26 protein-coding genes, 3 tRNA genes and 1 pseudogene are annotated in these 21,390 nt (G+C 36.5%); 10 read left to right on the top strand and 20 right to left on the bottom strand.

Annotated features, from left to right (window positions below):
- Position 1 precedes the first annotated feature (1 nt).
- The 13 genes from gatC to CVPH_RS01825 form a co-directional block, all read right to left on the bottom strand.
- Complete coding sequence (gene gatC / locus CVPH_RS01885; RefSeq protein WP_201341832.1) at positions 2 to 289, bottom strand: Asp-tRNA(Asn)/Glu-tRNA(Gln) amidotransferase subunit GatC; 288 nt, start codon at positions 287 to 289, stop codon at positions 2 to 4.
- A 2-nt stretch (positions 290 to 291) separates the two neighbouring features.
- Positions 292 to 888, bottom strand: coding sequence for a hypothetical protein (locus CVPH_RS01880; RefSeq protein WP_201341831.1), 597 nt, complete (start codon positions 886 to 888; stop codon positions 292 to 294).
- A gap of 6 nt (positions 889 to 894) precedes the next feature.
- Positions 895 to 1,980, bottom strand: coding sequence for a 3-dehydroquinate synthase (aroB, locus tag CVPH_RS01875; RefSeq protein ID WP_201341830.1), 1,086 nt, complete (start codon positions 1,978 to 1,980; stop codon positions 895 to 897).
- Positions 1,981 to 4,773 carry an isoleucine--tRNA ligase gene (ileS, locus tag CVPH_RS01870; RefSeq protein ID WP_201341829.1) on the bottom strand — a complete coding sequence of 931 codons (2,793 nt, stop codon included), beginning with the start codon at positions 4,771 to 4,773 and terminating at the stop codon, positions 1,981 to 1,983. It lies immediately after the preceding gene.
- A 505-nt stretch (positions 4,774 to 5,278) separates the two neighbouring features.
- Entirely contained in the window at positions 5,279 to 6,007 is a 729-nt protein-coding gene (locus CVPH_RS01865; protein ID WP_201341828.1) for a pseudouridine synthase, read from the bottom strand.
- A complete protein-coding gene (locus CVPH_RS01860; RefSeq protein ID WP_201341827.1) occupies positions 6,000 to 6,416 on the bottom strand; it encodes a DUF4760 domain-containing protein in 417 nt (138 codons plus the stop codon). The genes CVPH_RS01865 and CVPH_RS01860 overlap by 8 nt, the downstream gene beginning before the upstream one ends.
- A 148-nt stretch (positions 6,417 to 6,564) precedes the next feature.
- Complete coding sequence (locus tag CVPH_RS01855) at positions 6,565 to 7,764, bottom strand: tryptophan--tRNA ligase (protein ID WP_201341826.1); 1,200 nt, start codon at positions 7,762 to 7,764, stop codon at positions 6,565 to 6,567.
- A gap of 30 nt (positions 7,765 to 7,794) precedes the next feature.
- A complete protein-coding gene (locus CVPH_RS01850; RefSeq protein ID WP_201341825.1) occupies positions 7,795 to 8,499 on the bottom strand; it encodes a type III pantothenate kinase in 705 nt (234 codons plus the stop codon).
- On the bottom strand, positions 8,486 to 9,823 hold the full coding sequence (gene nhaD, locus CVPH_RS01845) for a sodium:proton antiporter NhaD (RefSeq protein WP_201341824.1): 1,338 nt from the start codon (positions 9,821 to 9,823) through the stop codon (positions 8,486 to 8,488). Before nhaD ends, CVPH_RS01850 begins: the two co-directional genes overlap by 14 nt.
- Before the next feature lie 21 nt (positions 9,824 to 9,844).
- Positions 9,845 to 10,507 (bottom strand): CAF17-like 4Fe-4S cluster assembly/insertion protein YgfZ, encoded by a 663-nt coding sequence (gene ygfZ / locus CVPH_RS01840; protein ID WP_225879762.1) that lies wholly within the window; start codon positions 10,505 to 10,507, stop codon positions 9,845 to 9,847.
- Positions 10,508 to 10,684: 177 nt separating this feature from the next.
- Positions 10,685 to 11,746 carry a hypothetical protein gene (locus tag CVPH_RS01835; protein ID WP_201341823.1) on the bottom strand — a complete coding sequence of 354 codons (1,062 nt, stop codon included), beginning with the start codon at positions 11,744 to 11,746 and terminating at the stop codon, positions 10,685 to 10,687.
- Between the two features lie 392 nt (positions 11,747 to 12,138).
- Positions 12,139 to 12,369, bottom strand: a complete 231-nt coding sequence (locus CVPH_RS01830; protein WP_201341822.1) for a hypothetical protein — start codon at positions 12,367 to 12,369, stop codon at positions 12,139 to 12,141.
- A gap of 80 nt (positions 12,370 to 12,449) precedes the next feature.
- Complete coding sequence (locus tag CVPH_RS01825) at positions 12,450 to 13,037, bottom strand: urate hydroxylase PuuD (protein ID WP_201341821.1); 588 nt, start codon at positions 13,035 to 13,037, stop codon at positions 12,450 to 12,452.
- A 79-nt stretch (positions 13,038 to 13,116) separates the two neighbouring features.
- Between CVPH_RS01825 and mutM the strand changes: the two genes are divergently transcribed.
- The 3 genes from mutM (at position 13,117) to CVPH_RS11095 (ending at position 14,615) form a co-directional block, all read left to right on the top strand.
- Complete coding sequence (gene mutM, locus CVPH_RS01820; protein ID WP_201341820.1) at positions 13,117 to 13,926, top strand: bifunctional DNA-formamidopyrimidine glycosylase/DNA-(apurinic or apyrimidinic site) lyase; 810 nt, start codon at positions 13,117 to 13,119, stop codon at positions 13,924 to 13,926.
- Positions 13,914 to 14,324: a S24 family peptidase gene (locus CVPH_RS01815; RefSeq protein WP_201341819.1), complete on the top strand. Its 411-nt coding sequence runs from the start codon at positions 13,914 to 13,916 to the stop codon at positions 14,322 to 14,324. Before mutM ends, CVPH_RS01815 begins: the two co-directional genes overlap by 13 nt.
- Before the next feature lie 150 nt (positions 14,325 to 14,474).
- Positions 14,475 to 14,615, top strand: coding sequence for a hypothetical protein (locus CVPH_RS11095; RefSeq protein ID WP_425353124.1), 141 nt, complete (start codon positions 14,475 to 14,477; stop codon positions 14,613 to 14,615).
- Here CVPH_RS11095 and CVPH_RS09995 read toward each other — a convergent pair.
- From CVPH_RS09995 to CVPH_RS01780, 6 genes and pseudogenes are all read right to left on the bottom strand, one after another.
- A pseudogene (locus CVPH_RS09995) lies at positions 14,611 to 14,933 on the bottom strand (laccase domain-containing protein); the annotation flags it as partial. The gene CVPH_RS11095 and the pseudogene CVPH_RS09995 overlap by 5 nt on opposite strands.
- Positions 14,934 to 15,090: 157 nt before the next feature.
- On the bottom strand, positions 15,091 to 15,234 hold the full coding sequence (locus CVPH_RS01800) for a hypothetical protein (protein ID WP_201341817.1): 144 nt from the start codon (positions 15,232 to 15,234) through the stop codon (positions 15,091 to 15,093).
- Positions 15,224 to 16,168, bottom strand: coding sequence for a 23S rRNA pseudouridine(1911/1915/1917) synthase RluD (rluD, locus tag CVPH_RS01795; protein ID WP_201342394.1), 945 nt, complete (start codon positions 16,166 to 16,168; stop codon positions 15,224 to 15,226). Before rluD ends, CVPH_RS01800 begins: the two co-directional genes overlap by 11 nt.
- 31 nt (positions 16,169 to 16,199) lie before the next feature.
- Positions 16,200 to 16,277, bottom strand: a tRNA-Glu gene (locus CVPH_RS01790).
- 63 nt (positions 16,278 to 16,340) lie between these two features.
- Positions 16,341 to 16,415, bottom strand: a tRNA-Glu gene (locus tag CVPH_RS01785).
- A 20-nt stretch (positions 16,416 to 16,435) separates the two neighbouring features.
- A tRNA-Ala gene (locus CVPH_RS01780) sits at positions 16,436 to 16,511 on the bottom strand.
- 92 nt (positions 16,512 to 16,603) lie between these two features.
- On the opposite strand from CVPH_RS01780, the gene CVPH_RS01775 reads away from it, so the two are divergent.
- The 7 genes from CVPH_RS01775 (at position 16,604) to CVPH_RS01745 (ending at position 20,407) form a co-directional block, all read left to right on the top strand.
- Positions 16,604 to 17,326, top strand: a complete 723-nt coding sequence (locus CVPH_RS01775; RefSeq protein ID WP_201341816.1) for an MBL fold metallo-hydrolase — start codon at positions 16,604 to 16,606, stop codon at positions 17,324 to 17,326.
- 36 nt (positions 17,327 to 17,362) lie between these two features.
- On the top strand, positions 17,363 to 17,962 hold the full coding sequence (gene nadD, locus CVPH_RS01770) for a nicotinate (nicotinamide) nucleotide adenylyltransferase (protein ID WP_225879761.1): 600 nt from the start codon (positions 17,363 to 17,365) through the stop codon (positions 17,960 to 17,962).
- Complete coding sequence (rsfS, locus tag CVPH_RS01765; RefSeq protein WP_201341815.1) at positions 17,959 to 18,291, top strand: ribosome silencing factor; 333 nt, start codon at positions 17,959 to 17,961, stop codon at positions 18,289 to 18,291. Before nadD ends, rsfS begins: the two co-directional genes overlap by 4 nt.
- 1 nt (position 18,292) lies before the next feature.
- Complete coding sequence (locus CVPH_RS10650; RefSeq protein WP_281064659.1) at positions 18,293 to 18,610, top strand: 23S rRNA (pseudouridine(1915)-N(3))-methyltransferase RlmH; 318 nt, start codon at positions 18,293 to 18,295, stop codon at positions 18,608 to 18,610.
- Entirely contained in the window at positions 18,603 to 18,761 is a 159-nt protein-coding gene (locus tag CVPH_RS10645; RefSeq protein ID WP_281064685.1) for a 23S rRNA (pseudouridine(1915)-N(3))-methyltransferase RlmH, read from the top strand. The genes CVPH_RS10650 and CVPH_RS10645 overlap by 8 nt, the downstream gene beginning before the upstream one ends.
- Positions 18,762 to 18,783: 22 nt before the next feature.
- The gene (locus CVPH_RS01755; protein WP_201341814.1) at positions 18,784 to 19,443 is read left to right on the top strand and encodes a glutathione S-transferase family protein; all 660 of its coding nucleotides are present in this window, start codon (positions 18,784 to 18,786) and stop codon (positions 19,441 to 19,443) included.
- 388 nt (positions 19,444 to 19,831) lie between these two features.
- Entirely contained in the window at positions 19,832 to 20,407 is a 576-nt protein-coding gene (locus CVPH_RS01745; protein ID WP_201341813.1) for a TlpA family protein disulfide reductase, read from the top strand.
- Here CVPH_RS01745 and CVPH_RS01740 read toward each other — a convergent pair.
- Entirely contained in the window at positions 20,399 to 21,346 is a 948-nt protein-coding gene (locus CVPH_RS01740) for a KamA family radical SAM protein (RefSeq protein ID WP_201341812.1), read from the bottom strand. The two genes, CVPH_RS01745 and CVPH_RS01740, sit on opposite strands and share 9 nt — an antisense overlap.
- Between the last annotated feature and the right edge of the window lie 44 nt (positions 21,347 to 21,390).

Here is a 21,390-nt window from a genome sequence, read left to right as displayed (position 1 = left end):
ATTATTCAATAACGGTAGGCACTAAATAATAGCCATTACTGGTTTTTGGGGCAACCGATTGAAACGATGCTGATCGGTCCTTTTCAGTAACCACATCTTCTCTAAGACGTTGAGACATGCGTAGTGGGTGCGACATTGGTTCAATACCATCAGTCTCAATATTAGCCAACTGTTCGACCAAACTAAAAATAGCATTTAAATCTTGTGTGTTGTCCTTAAGTTGCACTTCATTTAGTGACAAACGCGCGAGATAAGCAATTTTACTTACTTGCTTTTCAGATAATGACATAACTACAGCATTGGAATATTATTAAAAATACTAAGTGGCTTAGAAAATGAAGAGCGTAAAATATTTAGGTCACGCTGCATCCATTGCATAGAACCTTGCATGGTTGCCATGTTTTTATTCATCCGCTCCATATTAATGAGCATTGGCTCTAAAGAATCCATTTTCAGGCTCACTTGCGTTAAATCTGCCGCAATAGAATCTAAATTATCAAGTTTGCTGGCAATAATATTCATATTTTTATTGACTCGCTGAAAGTCTTTTTGCATATAAGCCACAGAAGCAGTCATCTGCCCAACATTACTTGACAAGCTATTAATGCTTTTAACCATAGATGACATGTTGCCACCCATATCTGGGTCCATTGAGTTGGCTAAACGTGTCATATCTGAGGTTATTGAATAAATAACAACAAAAAATCCCATAATAATAGCGCCAAATACTGCAAGCGCTGGTAGGAAAAACTTTTCAAACTTAGTATCAGTACGTCGATCTGCGTGTTTTTCAACACTTTCAAGCATTTTTTCTAAATCAGAAATACTAGAAGTAATCATCACTTCATCATCTTCAACCTTGGGGTTCTTTTTATTTTTATCTGTCATATTATCCTACTGGCAAAATTCATTAATTACTTGGTTTAAAAATTGGTTTTTATAATCATCACAAACAAAAGCATGGCCTAATTCTTTTAATAAAACCAGACGTATATTGCCATTAATCACTTTCTTATCAACTGATATTGCTTTCATAAAAGCAGCGACATTAATTTTACCGACAATAGAGATAGGCAAATTGGCTTTTTCTAATAAATCTTGAACTTGGACAACTTGATTGCTAGACAAATATCCTTCAAGCTGAGATAGTCTTACTGCCATGAACATGCCCACTGAAATTGCCTCGCCATGTAAGAAAGTACCATAACCAAGCGTATTTTCAATCGCATGTCCGAAAGTGTGTCCAAAGTTCAACAAAGCGCGCTTGCCCACTTCCAGCTCATCTTGAGCAACGATATTGGCCTTATGTTGACAAGACTGATAAATTATTTCAGCCATTAAAGACTTATCTCTATCCATTAAATCTTTAATATTTTCTTGCAAAAAATTAAAGAAGTTTAAATGGCCTAGGCCTAATAAACCATATTTAATCACCTCAGCCATACCTGCTGAATATTGCTGATTATCCAAAGTATCAAGCGTATCTACATCAATCAGTACGCATTTTGGCTGATGAAAAGCCCCAATCATGTTCTTACCAAGTGCGTGATTAACACCCGTTTTCCCGCCCACACTAGAATCAACTTGGGACAATAACGTGGTGGGAATTTGAATAAAATTAACACCACGCTGATAGCTAGCCGCTGCAAACCCTGTCATGTCACCCACCACACCACCACCAAGAGCAATTAATGTGCAACTACGATCAAATTTATTCTCAAGTAGTGCACTGAAAATACAATTAAGTGTATCAAGTATCTTATATTTTTCACCATCTGGCAAAATTACTTGTGCAAATTTAAACGATGAAAGTAAGTCTTTCACCTTCTCAAGATACAAAGGCGCCACTGTTGTATTAGTAACAATCATAACTTGCTTGCCACTAATGTGTTTTGTTAATAACTCATCTTCTGACAATAAATCTTGACCAATATATATTGGATAAGATTTGTCTCCCAAGTCAAGGCTGAGTGTTTTCATTTAAGCGAACTTCCTTATCTCACCCTTGCCATCCACGTTCTCAACACAACGACCACAAAGTTCTGGGTGTTTGGCATTATTACCCACATCTTTTCTATGATGCCAACAACGCACGCATTTTTGATGCTCAGACTTAGTCACTGTAACAAAGACGCCCCTCTCTGCCCACTCCATAGCTCTAGTGGTTGTATCAGGAATGGTAATTGGTTCATCAGGTGAATGAATTTTAGCATCAGAAATAATAAATACAAAATGCAATTCATCGCCTAACCTTTTTAAGGATTGGTAAATATTGTTATCTTTACAATAAATATCCACTTCGACTTCTAGCGAAGAACCAATAATTTTCTCATTACGCATTCTTTCTATATGTTGACGAATGAGCGGACTAATATCACGCGCAGTATTAATCGCATCATTACTGTAATTCTCATTAAGCTCTTGATACCACTGTTCTAAAAAAATACTGGTATTTTTTTCATTTGGCATATTTTGCCAAATTTCTTCAGCTGTGAATGATAAAACTGGGGCTAACCAGCGCACCATTGCCTCAGCAATATGATACAATGCACTTTGTGCACTTCTTCTGGCCAAAGAGTTCGCTTGTGTGGTGTATTGTCTATCTTTAATAACATCAAGATAAAAACCACCAAGGTCATTGCTACAAAAATTTAAGATCAATTGAACCGCATGATGGAAATTATATTGTTCGTATGCTTTGATAATTTGAGCTTGTAAATTAGCAGTTTTAGCAACAATCCATTTGTCTAAATCTAGCATTTGTTTATTGTCAAGCAAATGTTCAATAGGATTAAAGTCTTGCATATTTGCCAACATAAAACGCACGGTGTTACGAATACGGCGATACGAATCAACGGAGCGTTTTAAAATCTCATCACTAACTGTCATTTCACCCGTGTAATCGGTGCTGGCAATCCACAAACGTAGAATATCAGCACCTAAATTATTCACCACTTTTTGGGGGCTCATTACATTACCAAGCGATTTAGACATTTTCTTACCGTCTTTATCAACAACAAAACCATGAGTTAACACGTTTTTATAAGGTGCTTTATCATTAATAGCAACCGAGGAAATAAGTGATGACTGAAACCAGCCTCGGTGTTGGTCTGAGCCTTCTAAGTATAAATCAGCCACATCAGACAGTTCTTTTCTTGCCTTTAACACGGCAAAATGACTCACGCCTGAGTCAAACCAGACATCAAGTGTATCCGTGGTTTTATCATAATCACTCGCATCATCGCCAATAAAATCTTGGGCATCAGACTCAAACCAAACTTCAATGCCACTTTTCTCAATCTTATTTGAAATTTCTTTGAACAGTTCTTGAGTTCTTGGATGTAATTCACCCGTTTGCTTATGCACAAACAGAGTAATTGGTACACCCCAAAACCGCTGACGAGAAATACACCAATCAGGGCGGTTGCCTACCATTAGTTCAATACGTTTTTTACCCCAATCTGGTATCCACTGTACTTTTGAAATTTCCCCATTGACTGCATCTCTAAGACCCTTTTGCTGCATAGAGATAAACCACTGAGGGGTCGCTCTAAAAATAACAGGGGTTTTATGTCGCCAACAGTGTGGGTAAGAATGCATTAGTGGCTCATGCTTAACCAATGTATTGGCTTGTTTAAGAATTTCAATCACACTGGCATTGGCTTTAAAAATAAACTGACCACCTAAAAGTTCAGTCTCTTTAAAAAACACACCTTTAGCATCTACTGGACACTCAACAGCTAGATTGTATTTTAGCCCTACAATAAAATCTTCTTGGCCATGTGCAGGTGCAGTATGTACTGCACCTGTGCCAGTATCAGTTGTTACATACTCGCCTAGAATAATTGGCACTTGCTTATCGTAAAACGGATGTTTTACTTTTAATCCTTCTAGTTCACTACCAGAAAAAGTCTGTTTACTAATAGTAGCCTTAAAATCATAACGACTAACTGAACCCTCTGCCAAAGCTTGAGCAAGCAACAAATATTCACTGCCAATATCAACCAACACATAATCTAGTTCTGGATGGAGTGCTACAGCTTCATTAGCAGGTAATGTCCAAGGCGTTGTTGTCCAAATAACAACTGAAACTGGCATATTTACATTAAAAATTGAATCATCAATAATTCTAAATTTAACGTCAATCGCCTCTGATTGTTTATCTTTATACTCAACTTCTGCCTCTGCTAAAGCAGAACCACACTCAGTACACCAATGCACAGGCTTATAGCCTTTAGACACATGGCCATTGTCAACAATCTGACCTAAGGCGCGAACAATGTTAGCTTCATACTGAAAATCTTTAGTTAAATATGGATTATCCCAATCACTTAGAATACCTAAGCGTTGAAAATCTTGTTTTTGCTTGGTTACTTGTTGGTCGGCATATTTTCTACATTCTGCCCTAAACGTATTAGCATCAATTTTAATGCCTACTTTGCCGTGTGTTTTTTCAACATTAAGCTCAATTGGCAAGCCATGACAATCCCAACCTGGGACATACGGTGCATCAAAACCTGACAAAGATTTTGATTTGACAATCATGTCTTTTAAAACTTTATTAACCGCATGACCAATATGAATATCACCATTTGCATAAGGAGGACCGTCGTGTAAAACAAATTTTGGTTTGCCTTTGTTTTGATTACGAATTTGTTTATAAAGCCCATCATCTTGCCATTTTTTTAAAAACCCGCCTTCACGATTGGCAAGATTTGCCTTCATGGCGAATTGGGTAGCTGGAAGATTTAAACTGGATTTATAATCAGACATTAATACTTAAAGAAATAAAGATTAAAAACGCAATTATACTTGATGGTGTTGGATTTTGAAAACAATAATCCGTCGCTAAAAGATAAAAAGGGCTATTTTTTAAACCGATAAAAAAACTTTAAATACACGAATAAAACAACACTAAACACGGTGAAAATCATAGCGCCCCCAAAACACCGTCTGTATTTAATTCATTGATTAGCATGTGAATTCTTTTTAATTGAATAATAAGGTCATTCTACACAACCTTAAAGCACAAAAATATTTGAATAGTTTGTTTAAAACTAGGGCTTGGTTTTAAAAATTTTCATAAAAAAGAACAATAAAAACGAGGCAATTGCCAAGCCAACTATTAATAAACTCATATAAAAAACTGGATCTGCGTTTAATTCATTCATTAACATTTTATGCCTACCTTAACCAAGTTGAAGTTAAGACATTCTATCAATAAAATTGATACCAGTAATTGACTTACATCAAGTTTTTTACAAAAAAAATAGGGTTGTTATCGTTCTACAGCATCAAGCAATGACTTTACTTGCCCGGGTTTTAAATAATCATATTGATTGGCCTTAAGATTATCAGGCAAACGAATCTCGCCAAAACGAATACGGATAAGACGTGATACTTTAAACCCTAATGCCTCCCATAAGCGCCTTACTTCACGTTTTCTCCCCTCTTTAAGTACAACCTTATACCAGCGATTAGCGCCCTGACCGCCGCCAAACGTTATCTGGTTAAACTTAGCAAAGCCATCATCAAGTTCAACACCTTGAATAAGTTGTTTTAAATCCTCATTCTCAACCTGACCCAACACCCTAACCGCATATTCTCTATCAATTTGTGAACTGGGATGCATGAGTTTATTAGCTAAATCGCCATTATTCGTAAAAAGCAACAAGCCAGAAGTATTCAAATCAAGACGCCCCACCATAACCCAGCGCGACTCTTTAGGCAATAAACTATAAACACTTTTTCGCCCTTTGTCATCTAAATTAGAACAAATAACACCTGCTTGCTTGTTCAAAATAATCACTTTTATTTCTTGTTCAAGATAGCGACTTAGATCAATTTTCCGCCCATCAATCTTAACATAATCCGTTATTTCAGCTTTATCACCAATTCTGGCAGTTTTATTATTAACCTCAATACGCCCTTGCTCAATTAAACGCTCTGCCCAACGACGAGAGCCATAACCAGCACTGGCAATAAGTTTTTGTAATCTTTCAGTCATTCAAGATATCGATAAATTTTTCAAACTCTATATACAAATTCGGGTTTTTATTTTGCTCTCTAAGACGCGTAATAAAAGGTTCAGATTGTTTATAAATAGCAATAATCATTGATTTTTGAGATTTTTTAACCATCTCAATATCATAAATATCAGCAGCAACACCAACACTGATATTTTCATAATAATTAAGCAAATTCCTAATTGCGATAGCCTCTTTATCTTGCAAATGAGTTGAATTTGCATAAATTGCAACATCATCATCTTCGCTATTATGGATGTGTCTTAAAATTCTCATGCCAGACTTTAAAAAATCATCTTCCAAGTCTTTCATTAATAAAGAAATAGTTTTATCTTTTTTGATGGTTTCTCTTTGTTTTTTAATTGAAACCCACGCAACGAAAACAGCCACTATTAAAGTGGCTGTTTGTATGATTTGAAAAATTATTTGATTACTCAAGTCCATTTGACCCTTCTTGTAAAAAAATCATTATTTTCTCCTTTCTAAGTGTGCTATCAATAGGTAGATAATTATATCATTAATCATTAATCATTAATGATTAATGATTAATGCCCATCGCTTCTCGAACCTCTATCATGGTTTCTTTGGCGACACTTCTGGCTTTTTCAGAACCTTCAAAAATAATTTGCTTAATAAGCTCTGGGTCTGCTTGATATTTAGCAATGCGCTCTTGCATAGGGGTTAACTCCTTTTCAATAGCGTTAATAATAGGCTGCTTGCATTCTACACAACCTATTTTCGCCTTAGTACAACCTTCCACCACCCAATCACAAGTTGATTTGTTTGAATACACTTCGTGCAGCTGCCATACTGGGCATTTTTGTGGATTACCTACATCAGTCAACTTGATTCTAGCAGGGTCAGTTGGCATTCGCTTAATCTTGGCTTGTATTTGTTCGGCAGTGTCTCGCAAAGAAATTGTATTACCATAAGATTTACTCATTTTTTGACCATCCAGCCCTGGCATTTTTGAAGCTTTGGTTAACAATGGTTCAGGTTCAGGCAAGATAATCTTGCCCACGCCTTCAATATAACCTGAAAGTCGTTCTCTGTCACCCAGAGTAATATTTTGTTGTTGTTGTAACAAGGCTTGCGCCTTTATTAAAGCCTCATCATCGCCTGTTTCTTGGTAGGATTTACGTAGCGAGCGATACGATTTAGCTTGTTTTTTACCCATTTTACTAATGGCAATTTCAGCCTTTTCTTCAAAATCAACTTCACGACCATAAAGATAATTAAAACGCCTAGCTACTTCACGTGTCAGTTCAATGTGTGCAACTTGGTCTTCACCGACTGGCACTAGTCCTGCTTTATAAATTAAAATGTCTGCACTTTGCAATAAAGGGTAACCCAAAAATCCATAAGTTGCTAAATCTTTAGTGTTTAGCTTAAGTTGTTGATCCTTATATGAAGGCACACGCTCCAGCCAACTTAAAGGCGTTGACATGGAAAGCAATAAGTACAGCTCTGCATGCTCAGGCACTTTGGATTGTACAAAAATCGTTGAAGTGTTTGGATTAATACCGACAGCTAACCAATCAACCACCATTTCCATGACGTTAGTATTTAAATCTATCTTATCTGAATAATGTGTGGTAAATGCGTGCCAATCAGCCACAAAAAAGTAAGAATCATACTCATTTTGTAACGCTAGCCAATTTTTCAAAACGCCATGATAATGACCCAAATGAAGCTGACCCGTAGGTCGCATGCCTGATAAAACTCGTCTGTCTTGCATTATATCTTGATTTAAAATTAAATGAGTGGATTATACCAAGGCTGAATGTAGCGCTTTATATGTTTGCGTATAGCTAGACAAGCCTTCTAAGACTAAATTTTGATGAAGTTTAACTTGATGATGAAGTTTTAATGCAACCATCTTAGCATCGCCACCTGTTAGTACAACAATTAAATCACTATAATGATTCAAATACTGTTCAATTTGTGTATTAATAGTATTCATCAGCATCTGGCTTGTACCAACTAGCCAACCTTCTTGGGTATTGTTTGCAGTTAAGCCTAAAGATAGCTGTTGAGCACTGCTAGAAAATTGAGCAAAGCTATGTCTTAATGCACTCAAACCAGGCATAATAAGCCCTCCTTGATGTTTACCATTAGCAAGTACCAAGTCAAAAGTCAGTGCACTACCTGCATCAATAATTAGCAAATTTTGTTTAGGGTAACACTCAACACTGGCTAGCATCGCCAACCAACGATCAGAGCCCAATGTAGACGGCATTTGATAGCCACATTCTAAAAATTTAAATGCACGTTCAGCCTTAATAAAATGCGTATTATTAAGCCCGTCCAATACATGGCAATCACCCACACAACTAACAAAAATTTCATCTGCTTTTGGTAAGTGAGTTTTATCAAACTCATTAATAAGTATTAAATTGGTTTTATCGTTCAAACGCCATTTAATAGCGGTATTGCCAATATCAACCAATAAATACGACTTAGACTGGCACATCAAACAAAGCGCCGTTCATTAATAAATGCGCACCAATGCTTGCAGCATAACCTAGTGCAATCACACCTGTCCACCTAAGGTGTGAAACAAACGTATAAAGCCCTTTTGATTGACCCATCAACGCTACACCTGCAGCAGAACCTACTGAAAGCAAACTACCGCCCACCCCTGTTGTAAGTGTTACTAATAACCACTGACCTAATGACATATCAGGGTTCATGCTTAATACCGCAAACATCACTGGGATATTATCGACAATGGCAGACAACATACCCACTAAAATATTAGCATAAGTTGCCCCTAAAGATAAATACATAGCCTCAGAAGTGAGTGCCAAATAACCCATAAAGCCTAATCCACCAACACTTAAAATCACCCCAAAGAAAAATAACAAAGTATCCCACTCTGCATTTGCTACTTTTTTAAACACGTCAAATCCATTTTGTTGCAATTTATGCTCAGATTTTCGAATAAAGTAAGCAGCAATCATAAGATAACTCAAACCCGTCATCATGCCCATTGCTGGTGGTAAATGTAAAAACTTATGAAAACTAACTGCAGTGATAATGGTAGTAATAAAGAGTATAACAATAGTAATACCCCCTAATTTAATGTCAACTTTACTTTGACTGCCCGTGGCTATCTCGTTCTTAATAGAAAAATTCATTATAGCAGCTGGTACGATAAAATTAATCAATGATGGCACTAGCAAACTAAAAAATTGCGAAAACTCAACAATACCCTTTTGCCATACCATAAGCGTGGTAATATCACCGAATGGGCTAAACGCACCACCTGCATTAGCAGCCACAACAATATTAATAAAAGCAATGGATACAAAACGTGGATTACCCGCACCTACCGCTAACACGACTGCACCCATAATAAGTGCTGTGGTTAAATTATCAGCAATTGGCGAGATAAAGAAAGCTAAAAACCCTGTCAGCCAAAAAAGTTGTCTAAAAGTTAAGCCTTTATTAACTAGCCAAACTTTAAGCACTTCAAATATTTGCCTTTCACGTATAGCTTCAATATAAGTCATCGCTACTAATAAGAATAAAAACAGCTCTGAGTATTCTAATATACTATGCCTAAGCGCTACTTCAGCAGAATGTGGCAAACCTTGACTAGTGTAAACCCAGCCAATTAACCCCCAAATAACACCTGCCACTAAGATAACAGGCTTAGATTTTCTAAAATGAGTAAATTCTTCCACCATTACCAAAATATAAGCCAACACAAATAACACAAGTGCCGTATAACCCACCCAATGACTAGTTAGGTCTAAGGTTGTAACTAGCTCGTTAGTTGCAAAAGCACTCATGGGTAAAAAGGTGTTAATAACTTAATCATTTTCAATCCTTGTTAATTTAGCATCGTTACATGTAATTTCATTATTTTGATACTTGACTTCAATCGTTGCTAAATACTTTAATTTATCAACTGATTTTACATCACGCACCACAATACCTGATGCTTTTGCTGATTTTGAACCCAGTGCAATCAATTTATCACCAACTTTAAGCACCTGCTCACATTCAAATAACCGCATACGACGCTTTGGTTTACCCAAGTAATGCAAACGTGCAACCACTTCTTGCCCAGGATAACAGCCCTTTGAAAAACTAACCCCAACCTCATCAATGTCTAAATTTAACTCTTGCGGCACAAACTTTTCACTGGTTATTAAATATATTTCGGGATGTTTCATCGCATCAATAGGTGGATTAACATTCAAAGCAGCTTGTTTTATTTCAACATTTGCCATTAATACGAATATATTAAGACGTTTTAGTACCTTGTCTTGTAAACTATCAGGAAAATTCAGGTAAAAATCATCCTTATATTTAGTCACCCAAAACAAAGCAATTACCTTACCTTGATGCTGACAATAAGCATTTAACTGCCACTCATTCTCTCCAATAACAACAATATCATTACTCAACTGCCCCTGTAAAAAACTCTGCGCATCTACACCACTTATTTTTAAAGTTATTCTATTTTTCATAATCCTTATATTTAGCCTTTATCAACTAGAAAGCCTTGCCTACTGATTGCTTGAATTTTATTATGGAGTTATCAAGAAACCGAGCTTCTCTTTTATAATTGAGACAAAAAAACCCCCAGCCTTGAAAATAAGACCAGGGGTTTTTAAAACTCAACTTAGACTTTTACAACTTTAAGTTTAAAATTTAACATCAAGTCTAATACCCATGTTAGTAACATTACCATAAGGTAGAGTGCTGTCCTCAACACCAGAAAGCTTAGCAACGTTAGCTGTTAAAGTAGCGCCACTTAAAGGACGACTAACAATCAACTCCGCACCTGTCACCTTATCATCAGCCCCCATAGTGTTTTTAGTATAGATAACTTTAACTGTGTTACCTGCTAACTTAGTACTAACTGCAATACCTAAGATCCTAGTAAAGTTACTAACATCAGCAGCAGCAGTTGCTGTACCGCCACGAGCAGCTGTACCAATTAACATAGAGCCTAATGGTGCAAGTTTACCAGTAGAAGCATTGTTACGCGCACCTAAAGCAGCAGCTACATCATTTTTAATCTGTGCTATATCCCACTTAAAGTTACCCGATTTACCGCCAACATGAATTAAAGTTGTGTCGCTATCAATAATGTCTGTTCTTTTATCATCCCATCTTTCAACAGCAACTGAAATACCACCAAATGTAGCTTTAGCAGTAAGGTCTGTAAAAGAATTAGGATTGTGTACTAAACCAACTGACACTGGACCAATTTTACCAGAAGCGCTTACATTGGTTGAATCAGACCCATCAGCAGCAGAAGCATTAGAAGTAAACATGCCTAACGTCCAACCACCTACTTTAGTTGATACAGAAAGTGCGTTTTTCTTACCTGCACCTTTAGAGCGTGCACCTAAACCAATTGTGTCCCAATAATCACCAACTTTAATACTAACAGGGCCTGCTTTAGTAGTTATATATAAGCTATCTGTATGTAAAGAACCATTACCAGAAGCTCTATCACCATCGTTATCAACACGGGTAGTGCTATCATTACGAATAACAGCAACCACTTTAGTATCGCCTGTAGAGCCAACTAATTTTAAACGAACACGTTGTGTATTCTTATTAGTGTTAATACTATAATTTGCCCCGGCTTTTTGTGTAGCAAAAGATATATAAGCATCACCTGTGATTGAAATGTCCGCTGTCGCAGCTACTGACATTGTTGCTGCAACAGCAGCAATTAATAATTGTTTTTTCATTTTTTGTCTCCAAAAATTTAAAAGTTATGCTAAAAGAAATTTCCAACCTTTTAACTTGCGTTACTTTGTATTACTACAAAGATGTAATGAATTATACGTATCTGTTTTAAATAGTCAAGTTTTTTTTGTAAAAAAGATACAAAAAATGTAAAAATACTACAAAAATATGAATTTTGTTTGTTTTAAAATGCTTTAAATCCCTTTGCAGATGGGTTTAAATTCGATTTGTTAAAAATACAACATCAAGTTAAAACCAAGGTTACAATTTACCAAGAATCATGTTTAACAAACTAAATGTATAAGCACCTGCACCTGATAATCTAGTTATTAATAGCTCAATACGAGTCAATCTTCTATCTTGATTAGAAATCATAATACCATCATTCTTTTATTTAAAGTTTACTAATGACGGTGTGAATTAAAGTTGCTAGATAACCGATGCCTGCACCTACCAAGGCAAAAGCTAAGTACATCATTTCCTTGATGCCTTTAAGTCCTTGGTCAAAATAATCTTTGGTAACTATTTCATTATTTTTCTCATCAATGGCTTGAGCAATGGCATCAGCTTGTTTAACGCTAAGTCCAGCCTCTTGTAGTGTGTGCGATAATGTTAGTGCATTCATTTGATTCCTTAGTCTTTTTGACTTAAGATTATAATAAAACTGAGGCTTGCCTCGGTTTTTTGTGGATATTACAGCTTACTTTAGTGCCATGCAAGCATGGTTAATAACATCGGAATGGATAAAATAACATTAACACTTGATGCCAATGCTGCATTTTTCTTTGCTGTTGCAATTTCTTCTGCAGTTGCCTCTTTCATGCCTAAAATCTTTTGCTGATTTGGCCAAATGATAAACCAAACATTAAATGCCATGATGGTGCCCATCCATGCGCCGATACCAATCACTTGATAGCCTTGTGCAAGGGTAAATGCGCCAATAATACCGTCCATACCACGAGATTGCAGTGCTAACAATACCAAGCCTAAAATCCAAGTGGTTACTGCTGCCATGCGAAACCACAATAATGCGCGAGGAGCAATATATTTACCAATGGCTGCTGGGCCAGGGCCATCAGTGTCGGCTAACGCTTGACCCATGCCTGGTACTTGAACAAAGTTAAAGTAATAAAGCAAACCAATCCAAACAATGCCTGCCAATACATGTAGCCACACACTAAAAGCATAATGCTGATTAATGATAACGTCCATGCCTACCAAATAAACCATAATTGCAGTAGTAACAAAACCAAGTGCTATTTTGCACTGAACCAAATTGATGCGATTAAACATATTTCCCTCCGTCGTTGTTAAAGTTGATTATTATAATAAGGTATTTTTCTTGATGTGTGTTAATTTTTAACCTTTTTATATGCCTGAACTTCCAGAAGTCGAAACTACTAAGCGTGGACTTATGCCTTTAATTGTTAATCAAAAAGTGAATCGAGTAATACTGCATCGAGAAAATTTGCGTTGGGCTATGCCTAAACATTTGATAACAACATTGGCTAATCAAAAAATTAATACAATTGAGCGTCGTAGTAAATACTTATTGATTAGGTTTAAGGTAGGTACGTTAATTATCCATTTAGGTATGAGTGGCTCAATTAAGGTGGTTAATATTGAAACGCCACTACTCAAGCATGAGCATTTTGAATTGCAATTTAATAATGGCACAAATATGCGCTTGAATGACCCAAGGCGTTTTGGTGCAGTATTATTTTCAAAAGATGGCTCACACAAATTACTGGATTCATTAGGAGTTGAACCTTTGGAGGCATCATTTAATGACGGGTATTTATATCAAAAATCACGAAACAAACAGCAAAACATCAAGGCCTTTATTATGGATAGCAAAATCGTGGTTGGTGTGGGTAATATCTATGCTTGCGAGAGTTTGTTTATGGCAGGTATTAATCCACAACGCAAGGCTGGAAGTATATCTAAGACTCGGTATAATATTTTAACTCGGTGTATTAAAGTCATCTTGACTCAAGCTATTAAGGCAGGTGGCACAACCTTGCAAGATTTTTCTCAAGTTGATGGCAATCCTGGATATTTCACCCAGATTTTGTCTGTGTACGGTTGTGAAAATAAGACATGCTGTCTTTGCAAGGGTAAAATAATTAGAATTATACAAAACCAACGATCCACATTCTATTGTAAAAAATGTCAGACTTAGATACACCACAAGAACTATTTCAAACAAATTGCTCAACCAACTCTGAGCCATTCGCACTGCAAAATTTAGGCAACTATATGACGCCAGAATTTAGTGAAAATTGCATTGTCATTATTGACCCTGGCATGCAAATTCATAATCGTGCTTACGCTGTTGTACGTTTTGATAGTGAGTTATATTTTCGCCAGTATATTGAGCGTGGTTCAAGTAAATTTTTGGTCTGCTTAAATACCCAACATGATGATATTGAACTCAAAGGCGAGTTTGAAGTTGTGGGCTGTGTGGTGCAACAAAAACAACGCAAACAAAAACCACGGCACTATTACCACCTTAATCCATTTACTAAAGAGATGGATTTTTACGCAAGTGGCAAGCTCAAAGATAGCAAGGAAAAATAACCATGGAAAAGAAAATACACTTAAGATTTAGCATTGTTATGTCACTGTTTATGGTCAGTATCATGTCTTTTTATGGTGATTTATCTTAATATTGGCTGGACTGAGTAAACCATTGACAAGTGGTTATCTAGTTTTGCTATTGCTTGGGTTGTGGCCTTTCCACTGTTGTATATTTTTTCGCCAATATTTAAAAAATTATTATTAAATCGCTATCCAAATAAGGTGCGCCATCTCGGCGATAAGAGAAATAATCTTTTTCCTGCTCAACGGTACATTGATTACCGCCACTGATTGTCTTAATACCTAAATCATTAAGGATAATGCGTGCAGCTTGATAGATGTCCAGATGATATTTTTTGCCTGTTTGGGTGAGTACTGCGCTCAATTTTTCATCCTTGGTAATAAATTGTTCAAATACTTCCTTACCTACTTCAAGGTTTTTTGATGAAATCGCTGCACCAAAATGTATTAATAGATCACGTTCATAAAATTGCGTATAAACGACTCAATTACGCCATTTAAAATCCCTTGCCAACCCGCATGAGCAATGCCAACTTGTGTGGCCCCGGATTGATTAGCGGCAAAAATTGGCAAGTAATCTGCTACCATCACCACGCAAACCACGCCTTTTTCACGAGTAATAACAGTGTCTGCCTCACAATCAATTAGACTGAGCATCTAAGCAAATATTAGAATACGTTTGGTTCAGCCGTTTTGGCGCACTGAGTAAGTCAAAATGCGTAATCAGTAATCCAATAGTTTACGATTATGGGATAACAGCACCAGGAGTGTCGCTTGTGTGCGTTACAAGATTAAAATTATCATAATTACCAACACTCACGCCGCCTTCTAAGTATCGTGGGGTTGAAAGTAATTTACCACTGCTTGGAAAGTTTGGCTTAGTTTGCATCAAATTTGGCCAATACTTGCAATAAATCTTGCATGTCTTGCGCTAATGGCGCTTTGAATGACATTAATTCACCAGATGTTGGGTGGATGAGGGTGAGTTTTTTGGCATGAAGGGTCTGACGATTGAAATTTTTAAGTGCATTTTTTAATTGCTCATCTGCTTTTTTGGGAAAACGAATTTTGCCGCCATACATCGGATCAGCAATCAGCGGATATCCAATAAATGATAGGTGTACTCGAATTTGATGAGTGCGCCCTGTTTCTAAAATTGCCTTAACGTGGGTGTGGTGCGCAAAGCGCTCAATAACGCGATAATGAGTCAGTGCCTCTTTGCCATCTTCAACCACGGCTTGTCTAATTCTATCTTTAGGGTCGCGCCCTATTGGCTCGTCAATCGTGCCACCAGAAATCATATGACCGTAGATAATGGCTGAATATTCTCTTGAAATGCTATGGGTTTGTAGTTGCTCGGTTAAATATTTTTGTGCATACTCACTGCGCGCAACGACCATTAATCCTGAGGTATTTTTATCCAAGCGATGAACAATGCCAGCTCGGCCAAGATTGGCTAAAGATGAATCATAATGTAATAATGCATTGGCAAGCGTTCCTGTCCAATTACCTGCACCAGGATGTGTGACTAAGCCTACTGGTTTATTAATAATAATAATTGCCTCATCCTCATACACCACGTCAATGGCAATATCTTCTGCCAACCACGCGTTGGTTTTTTCAGTTTTTATTGATAAGGCAACCACCTCACCACCTAAGACTTTTTCTTTAGGTTTGAAAGTTTTATGATGAATTAAGGCATCACCAGACCTTATCCAGTAGGTGATTTTAGCACGTGAATAGTTAGGCAACATTTGCGCCATTGCAGCATCAATACGCTGCCCAATGAGTCGATTTGGGATAATAACACTTAACAAACTCATAACAATAATTAGCACTCATATGAACATAAAATGGCGTCGCGTAAGAGATTTGAACTCCTGTTACTAGGATGAAATCCTAGGGTCCTGGGCCAGACTAGACGAACGCGACAAAGGTATTTTAATTGAGAACTTTAGACAAATAAACTAAATATTTTTCAAGTAGACAAAAAAATGGCATCGCCTAGGAGAATCGAACTCCTCTTACCAGGATGAAAACCTGGGGTCCTAACCGATAGACGAAGGCGACATAACGTTTTCTTTTACTTGTGGTGGAGCCAAGCGGGATCGAACCGCTGACCCCGACACTGCCAGTGTCGTGCTCTCCCAGCTGAGCTATAGCCCCAAAACACCACCAAATTACTGACTTATCAGCAAAAAATGTAAATTATAATCTCTAAGTTGAATTAGTCAAGAGATAATTGGTAAAATAATGACATGGACATGCGAACTTTTAAAGAAAAAACTTACACACTAGAAATACTCTACCACATCGGCGCTTTAGAAGACTCCATTCACTTTATCTTTGACCATAGCACAAAAACCTGCGCCATTGTTGACCCGGCATGGGACGCACCCTTGTTTCTTCAGCGGATACACGATAAAGGTTACACGCTCACTAATATTTGGCTAACTCATTGGCACTTTGACCACACCAATGCCGTTGATGAAATTGTAGAAGCGACAGGCGCTAAAATAACAGTGGGTGTTAATGAAGTGCCTTATTTGCAAATTAACAGCCCGCCTGGAACTGTTGAAGACAACGACACTGTTTTTATCGGCAATACACCAGCTAAAATTATCAACACACCAGGACACAGCGCTGGTGGTATTTGTTATTTGTTAGATGGGCATATTATTGCTGGTGATACTTTGTTTGTTTATGGGGCGGGACATTGTTCATTGCCTGGTGGTAATATTAACGAATTGTTTCATTCTATGCAAAAACTCAAACGTATTGATAATGACGTAATGCTACATTGTGGGCATGACTACGGCGCAAAAGTTAACACAACAATGGGTGAACAAAAACAAGGGAATGCTTTTTTATTGCTTGATAACAAGGCTGATTTTGTTAATTATGTTAACGGTATGCAACAAGGAAAAATCCCTTATCCTGCAGATGCTGTCACCCAAACAGAAATTAAGGCTATGTTATGAGTACTGCAAAAGAGTCTAGGTTTTAAATTGTTTAAAATGATTGGCTTTTTTGGTGGCTCGTTTGACCCCGTTCATTATGGGCATTTAAAAAATGCCGCCCAGCTCAAAACAAAGCTTGGATTATCAAAATTATTTTTAATGCCTTGCGCTGAATCTGTACATAAAAAACGGCTCAATTTTAGTGTTAATCAGCGTATGGATATGTTGCACTTGGTCGTTGAAGAATTTAACACACTCTCGATAGATGCTAGAGAAATTGAACAAAATAGAGACTCCTACACCATTGACTCGCTCAAACACATTCAATCAGACTATCAAAATGACTCTATTTGTTTAATCATGGGGATGGATAATTTTAATACGCTGAGCAGTTGGAAAGAATATCAAGATTTTTACCAATATTGCCACCTAGTGGTCATTGCTAGATCTGGTGCTTTAATACATCAAGAAAAATATGGTTTTAAATTAACCAATGTGGTTAATGATTTAGCAAAACAAAAGACTGGGTTTGTCTTTTTTGCAAATAATCAAATGCTTGATATTTCTTCAAGCGCTATTCACGGTAAGATGCGCAACCATAAAAACTTATCTGGGCTATTGCCAGAATCTATTATTAATTATATTAATACCTTATGAATTTAGAACAACAATTAAAGACCGTTACTAACACCATTGAAGAATTAAAAGGTGAGGACATCGTCACCTTAAAAATTTTAGAACAAAGTGCTGATATTGAAGCCATTGTTATTGCCACAGGTCGATCCGTTCAACATGTGCGCGGTATCGCTAATAATCTTAAAATTGAGGCCAAGCGCCTTAATATGAAAATGCTAGGCATTGAAGGCATTGAAACTGGGCATTGGATGTTGATAGACTTAGCAGAAGTTGTGGTGCATGTGATGACGGAAAAAACCAGAAAATTTTACAAATTAGAAAAACTTTGGTCAGGATTAGAAAACACCTAATATGAAAATAAACCTGATTGCCGTTGGTAAAAAAATGCCGGACTGGATACAAACAGGCATTCATCATTATCAAAAGCAATTACCTGCTTCACTTAACTTTAACTTGATTGCTCTTGAGGCGCAAAAACGCAAAGGAAAAAATAACGAGCAAATTAAAGAATTAGAAGGCGAGTTGCTTATTAAAGCCACAAAAGGTTCTAATTTAACCATTGCATTTGATGAACGTAGCAAGCAACATAGTACCAAATCTATGACTCATTTTTTATCAAATTGGCAAAAAAATGGCGATAACATTGCCTTGCTAATTGGCGGTGTTTGATGGATTAAGCAAGTCAGTCAAAAATACTACACATCAATTATGGGGTTTGTCAAATTTAACAGTGCCGCACGCATTTACAAGACTACTGGCAGTGGAGCCAATTTATCATGCTCATTCATTGCTTACCAATCACCCTTCTCATAGAGAATAATACAACAATCAATCGAGGAATTATGAAACTAGAACTGATCAGCTTTAAACTTTGTCCATTTGCACAGCGTGCTATTATTTCGCTTAATACGCAAAAACTTGATTTTAAAATGACTTATATCAATCCCATGAATCCACCAGATTGGTTTAAAGATATTTCCCCCACTGGACAAGTCCCTTTATTAAGAGTGGACGACCAAGTGGTGTTTGAGTCTTTGGTTATTACTGAATTTATTAATGAAATAAGCAATGATAGCTTTCACCCTAGTAACTCCATTCAAAGAGCCAATAATCGCTCTTGGATTGTATTTTCATCAGACATTCTTAGTGATTTATTTGGTATTATCACAGGCGATGAGGAAAAATTTAATCAATCAAAAATAGCATTATTTACTAAATTAGCAAAAATTGAAACAATTAAAAGTGCGGCTAAGTTTTTTAATGGCAACGATTTCAACATGATTGATGCCGCCTTTGCACCTATATTTATGCGTCTAAGTTGGATTAATGAATTTACCAACAATGCTTTATCACTTGATGAGTTTAAACATCTAAACACGTGGAGTAAAGAGCTGTTACAAGTGGATGTGGTTAAAAATTCAGTGGTTGAAGGGCTGGATGATGCTTATTATTCCAACATTAAAGCACGTGAAGGTCATTTATCAACCCTGCTTATTGACTAAAGCCTTCTAAATGAGCAAGATTTATTTTAGAGAATAGACAAAACATTTTCAGGTGAACGACCAATAACAACACCTTTGCTTGTCCTTACAATAGGGTGTTCAATTAATTAAGGTGTTTTGACTATGGCATTAATTAATTGCTCTTCAGTTAAAGCCTCATTGTCCAAGCCTTTTTTATATTTAGGCTCGCCTTTTCGCATAAGCAATCTAGCCTCACAAGGTTCAAATCAGTTAATAATTGCTTGAGTTCATTATTAGTGGGTGGGTTTTCTAAATATTTAATTATCTCAAAATCAACATTTTTTTTGTTCTAAAATGCCTAATGTTGATTCTTGATTTAGAATCATTTTGGATTGTGATAAATGATTGTACTCATGACTAAATAAATATGACAAAAAATCCCATTATACCCACAAGGCACGTATTTCAATTTGGCAATAAAATTGCCAAATTTGGCTTTATGTGTTCGCTATTTTTAGCTTTGAATGTTGCTCAGGCAATCAGCATTGATGACATTGTCAAATCTGCTAATGATATATGGCAAGAGGAGAGAAAAATCAAAGTGCCTGATTTTTCTCTAACCGACCTTAATGGCAATGTACATAACAATAAATCCACTCAGGGTAAATACTTAGTGGTTAATTTTTGGGCAACTTGGTGCCCACCTTGCTTAAAAGAAATTCCGGCTTTTGTTGAATTTTATGAAAAAAATAAGGGCAAAGTTCTTATTCTAGGACTTGATTATGAACAAGCTAATAAAGCAGCTATTATTGAATTTACTGATATATTTATGGTGAATTATCCCATCATCCTTTTTGATGATAAAAACGGTGCTCAATTCACAAAATTTGGCGAAGTGCTTGGCATGCCGACGACTTATATTTATGGACCAAATGGCAATTTGGTTGATTATCAGATGGGCGAGATGGACATGACGGCTTTAGAAAAAGCCACTTCAAAGTAACCAATCTTTAGAATGGTTGCCATTATCACGCACCAACTTAGGTACTAAATATCCACTTAAGTTATTTTTTAATTGTTGGTGCAGTTGAATGGCATAATCATCTTTAACTAAAAAATCTTGTGTACCCTGCACTTTATCTAACATGTGTAAATAATAGGGCAATATACCCAAATCAAACAACTTCAAACAAAGTTCTGTCAATACCTCTATTGAATCATTCACGCCTTTTAATAATACTGATTGATTGAGCAAAGTAACACCACTTAGTTTGGTGATTTTTTGTGTAAATTGGGCGGATAACTCTTGTACGTGGTTTGTGTGTAACACCAAAACAACATTTAATCTTGAATGGTTAAACATATCTACTAATTTATTGGTTATTCTACTAGGTGTCACAACAGCACTGCGCGTGTGAATGCGTAGTGTTCTTATGTGTGCAATATTTGCAATATTATCAATCAATACGCTAAGTTTATCGTCACTCAAACTTAGCGGGTCACCGCCACTTAATATCACTTCATTAATTTTTGTATTATTAACAATATAATTTTGCACTTCAACCCAATTGCTGATGGCATCATGCTCAGCATAGTTAAAGTTTTGCCTAAAACAATATTGACAATGAATGGCACAAACTTGTGAGGTAATGAGCAATACTCTATTTGGATATTTATGAATAAGTCCAACCACAGGGGAATGCTTTTCATCTTCTAGTGGCGACAAACTAAAACTTGCACTTTTTGATAAAACTTTAGCGCTGATAACTTGCTTTAACAAGGGGTCATTCTTGTTGCTTTTATCAATCAATTGCGCAAACTCTAAGGGAATTTTAATGGGAAAGGTTTGGTCTTTGAACGCCTTCGTTTTGAAAAAATCGTTACTTTGATTAGCGCCTTTAAGCGCATATCTTGCATGATATTGCCAATTATTTTCCATCATAGGGTGCCTCTAAAACCCATGGTGGCTTATAAAATATGGATTTT

This window comes from Abyssogena phaseoliformis symbiont OG214 (genome assembly GCF_016592595.1).
Taxonomy (GTDB): Bacteria; Pseudomonadota; Gammaproteobacteria; order PS1; family Pseudothioglobaceae; genus Ruthia.
Note: the sequence above shows the minus strand (reverse complement) of the source record. Positions and strands in the feature narration are given on the sequence as shown.

Bases quoted from the DNA above. Each gene is read 5' to 3' on its own strand.
- gatC (WP_201341832.1), bottom strand. From the start codon at position 289: ATGTCATTATCTGAAAAGCAAGTAAGTAAAATTGCTTATCTCGCGCGT.
- CVPH_RS01880 (WP_201341831.1), bottom strand. From the start codon at position 888: ATGACAGATAAAAATAAAAAGAACCCCAAGGTTGAAGATGATGAAGTG.
- aroB (WP_201341830.1), bottom strand. From the start codon at position 1,980: ATGAAAACACTCAGCCTTGACTTGGGAGACAAATCTTATCCAATATAT.
- ileS (WP_201341829.1), bottom strand. From the start codon at position 4,773: ATGTCTGATTATAAATCCAGTTTAAATCTTCCAGCTACCCAATTCGCC.
- CVPH_RS01865 (WP_201341828.1), bottom strand. From the start codon at position 6,007: ATGACTGAAAGATTACAAAAACTTATTGCCAGTGCTGGTTATGGCTCT.
- CVPH_RS01855 (WP_201341826.1), bottom strand. From the start codon at position 7,764: ATGCAAGACAGACGAGTTTTATCAGGCATGCGACCTACGGGTCAGCTT.
- CVPH_RS01850 (WP_201341825.1), bottom strand. From the start codon at position 8,499: ATGTGCCAGTCTAAGTCGTATTTATTGGTTGATATTGGCAATACCGCT.
- nhaD (WP_201341824.1), bottom strand. From the start codon at position 9,823: ATGAGTGCTTTTGCAACTAACGAGCTAGTTACAACCTTAGACCTAACT.
- ygfZ (WP_225879762.1), bottom strand. From the start codon at position 10,507: ATGAAAAATAGAATAACTTTAAAAATAAGTGGTGTAGATGCGCAGAGT.
- CVPH_RS01835 (WP_201341823.1), bottom strand. From the start codon at position 11,746: ATGAAAAAACAATTATTAATTGCTGCTGTTGCAGCAACAATGTCAGTA.
- CVPH_RS01830 (WP_201341822.1), bottom strand. From the start codon at position 12,369: ATGAATGCACTAACATTATCGCACACACTACAAGAGGCTGGACTTAGC.
- CVPH_RS01825 (WP_201341821.1), bottom strand. From the start codon at position 13,037: ATGTTTAATCGCATCAATTTGGTTCAGTGCAAAATAGCACTTGGTTTT.
- mutM (WP_201341820.1), top strand. From the start codon at position 13,117: ATGCCTGAACTTCCAGAAGTCGAAACTACTAAGCGTGGACTTATGCCT.
- CVPH_RS01815 (WP_201341819.1), top strand. From the start codon at position 13,914: ATGTCAGACTTAGATACACCACAAGAACTATTTCAAACAAATTGCTCA.
- CVPH_RS01800 (WP_201341817.1), bottom strand. From the start codon at position 15,234: ATGCAAACTAAGCCAAACTTTCCAAGCAGTGGTAAATTACTTTCAACC.
- rluD (WP_201342394.1), bottom strand. From the start codon at position 16,168: ATGAGTTTGTTAAGTGTTATTATCCCAAATCGACTCATTGGGCAGCGT.
- CVPH_RS01775 (WP_201341816.1), top strand. From the start codon at position 16,604: ATGGACATGCGAACTTTTAAAGAAAAAACTTACACACTAGAAATACTC.
- nadD (WP_225879761.1), top strand. From the start codon at position 17,363: ATGATTGGCTTTTTTGGTGGCTCGTTTGACCCCGTTCATTATGGGCAT.
- rsfS (WP_201341815.1), top strand. From the start codon at position 17,959: ATGAATTTAGAACAACAATTAAAGACCGTTACTAACACCATTGAAGAA.
- CVPH_RS10650 (WP_281064659.1), top strand. From the start codon at position 18,293: ATGAAAATAAACCTGATTGCCGTTGGTAAAAAAATGCCGGACTGGATA.
- CVPH_RS01755 (WP_201341814.1), top strand. From the start codon at position 18,784: ATGAAACTAGAACTGATCAGCTTTAAACTTTGTCCATTTGCACAGCGT.
- CVPH_RS01745 (WP_201341813.1), top strand. From the start codon at position 19,832: ATGACAAAAAATCCCATTATACCCACAAGGCACGTATTTCAATTTGGC.
- CVPH_RS01740 (WP_201341812.1), bottom strand. From the start codon at position 21,346: ATGATGGAAAATAATTGGCAATATCATGCAAGATATGCGCTTAAAGGC.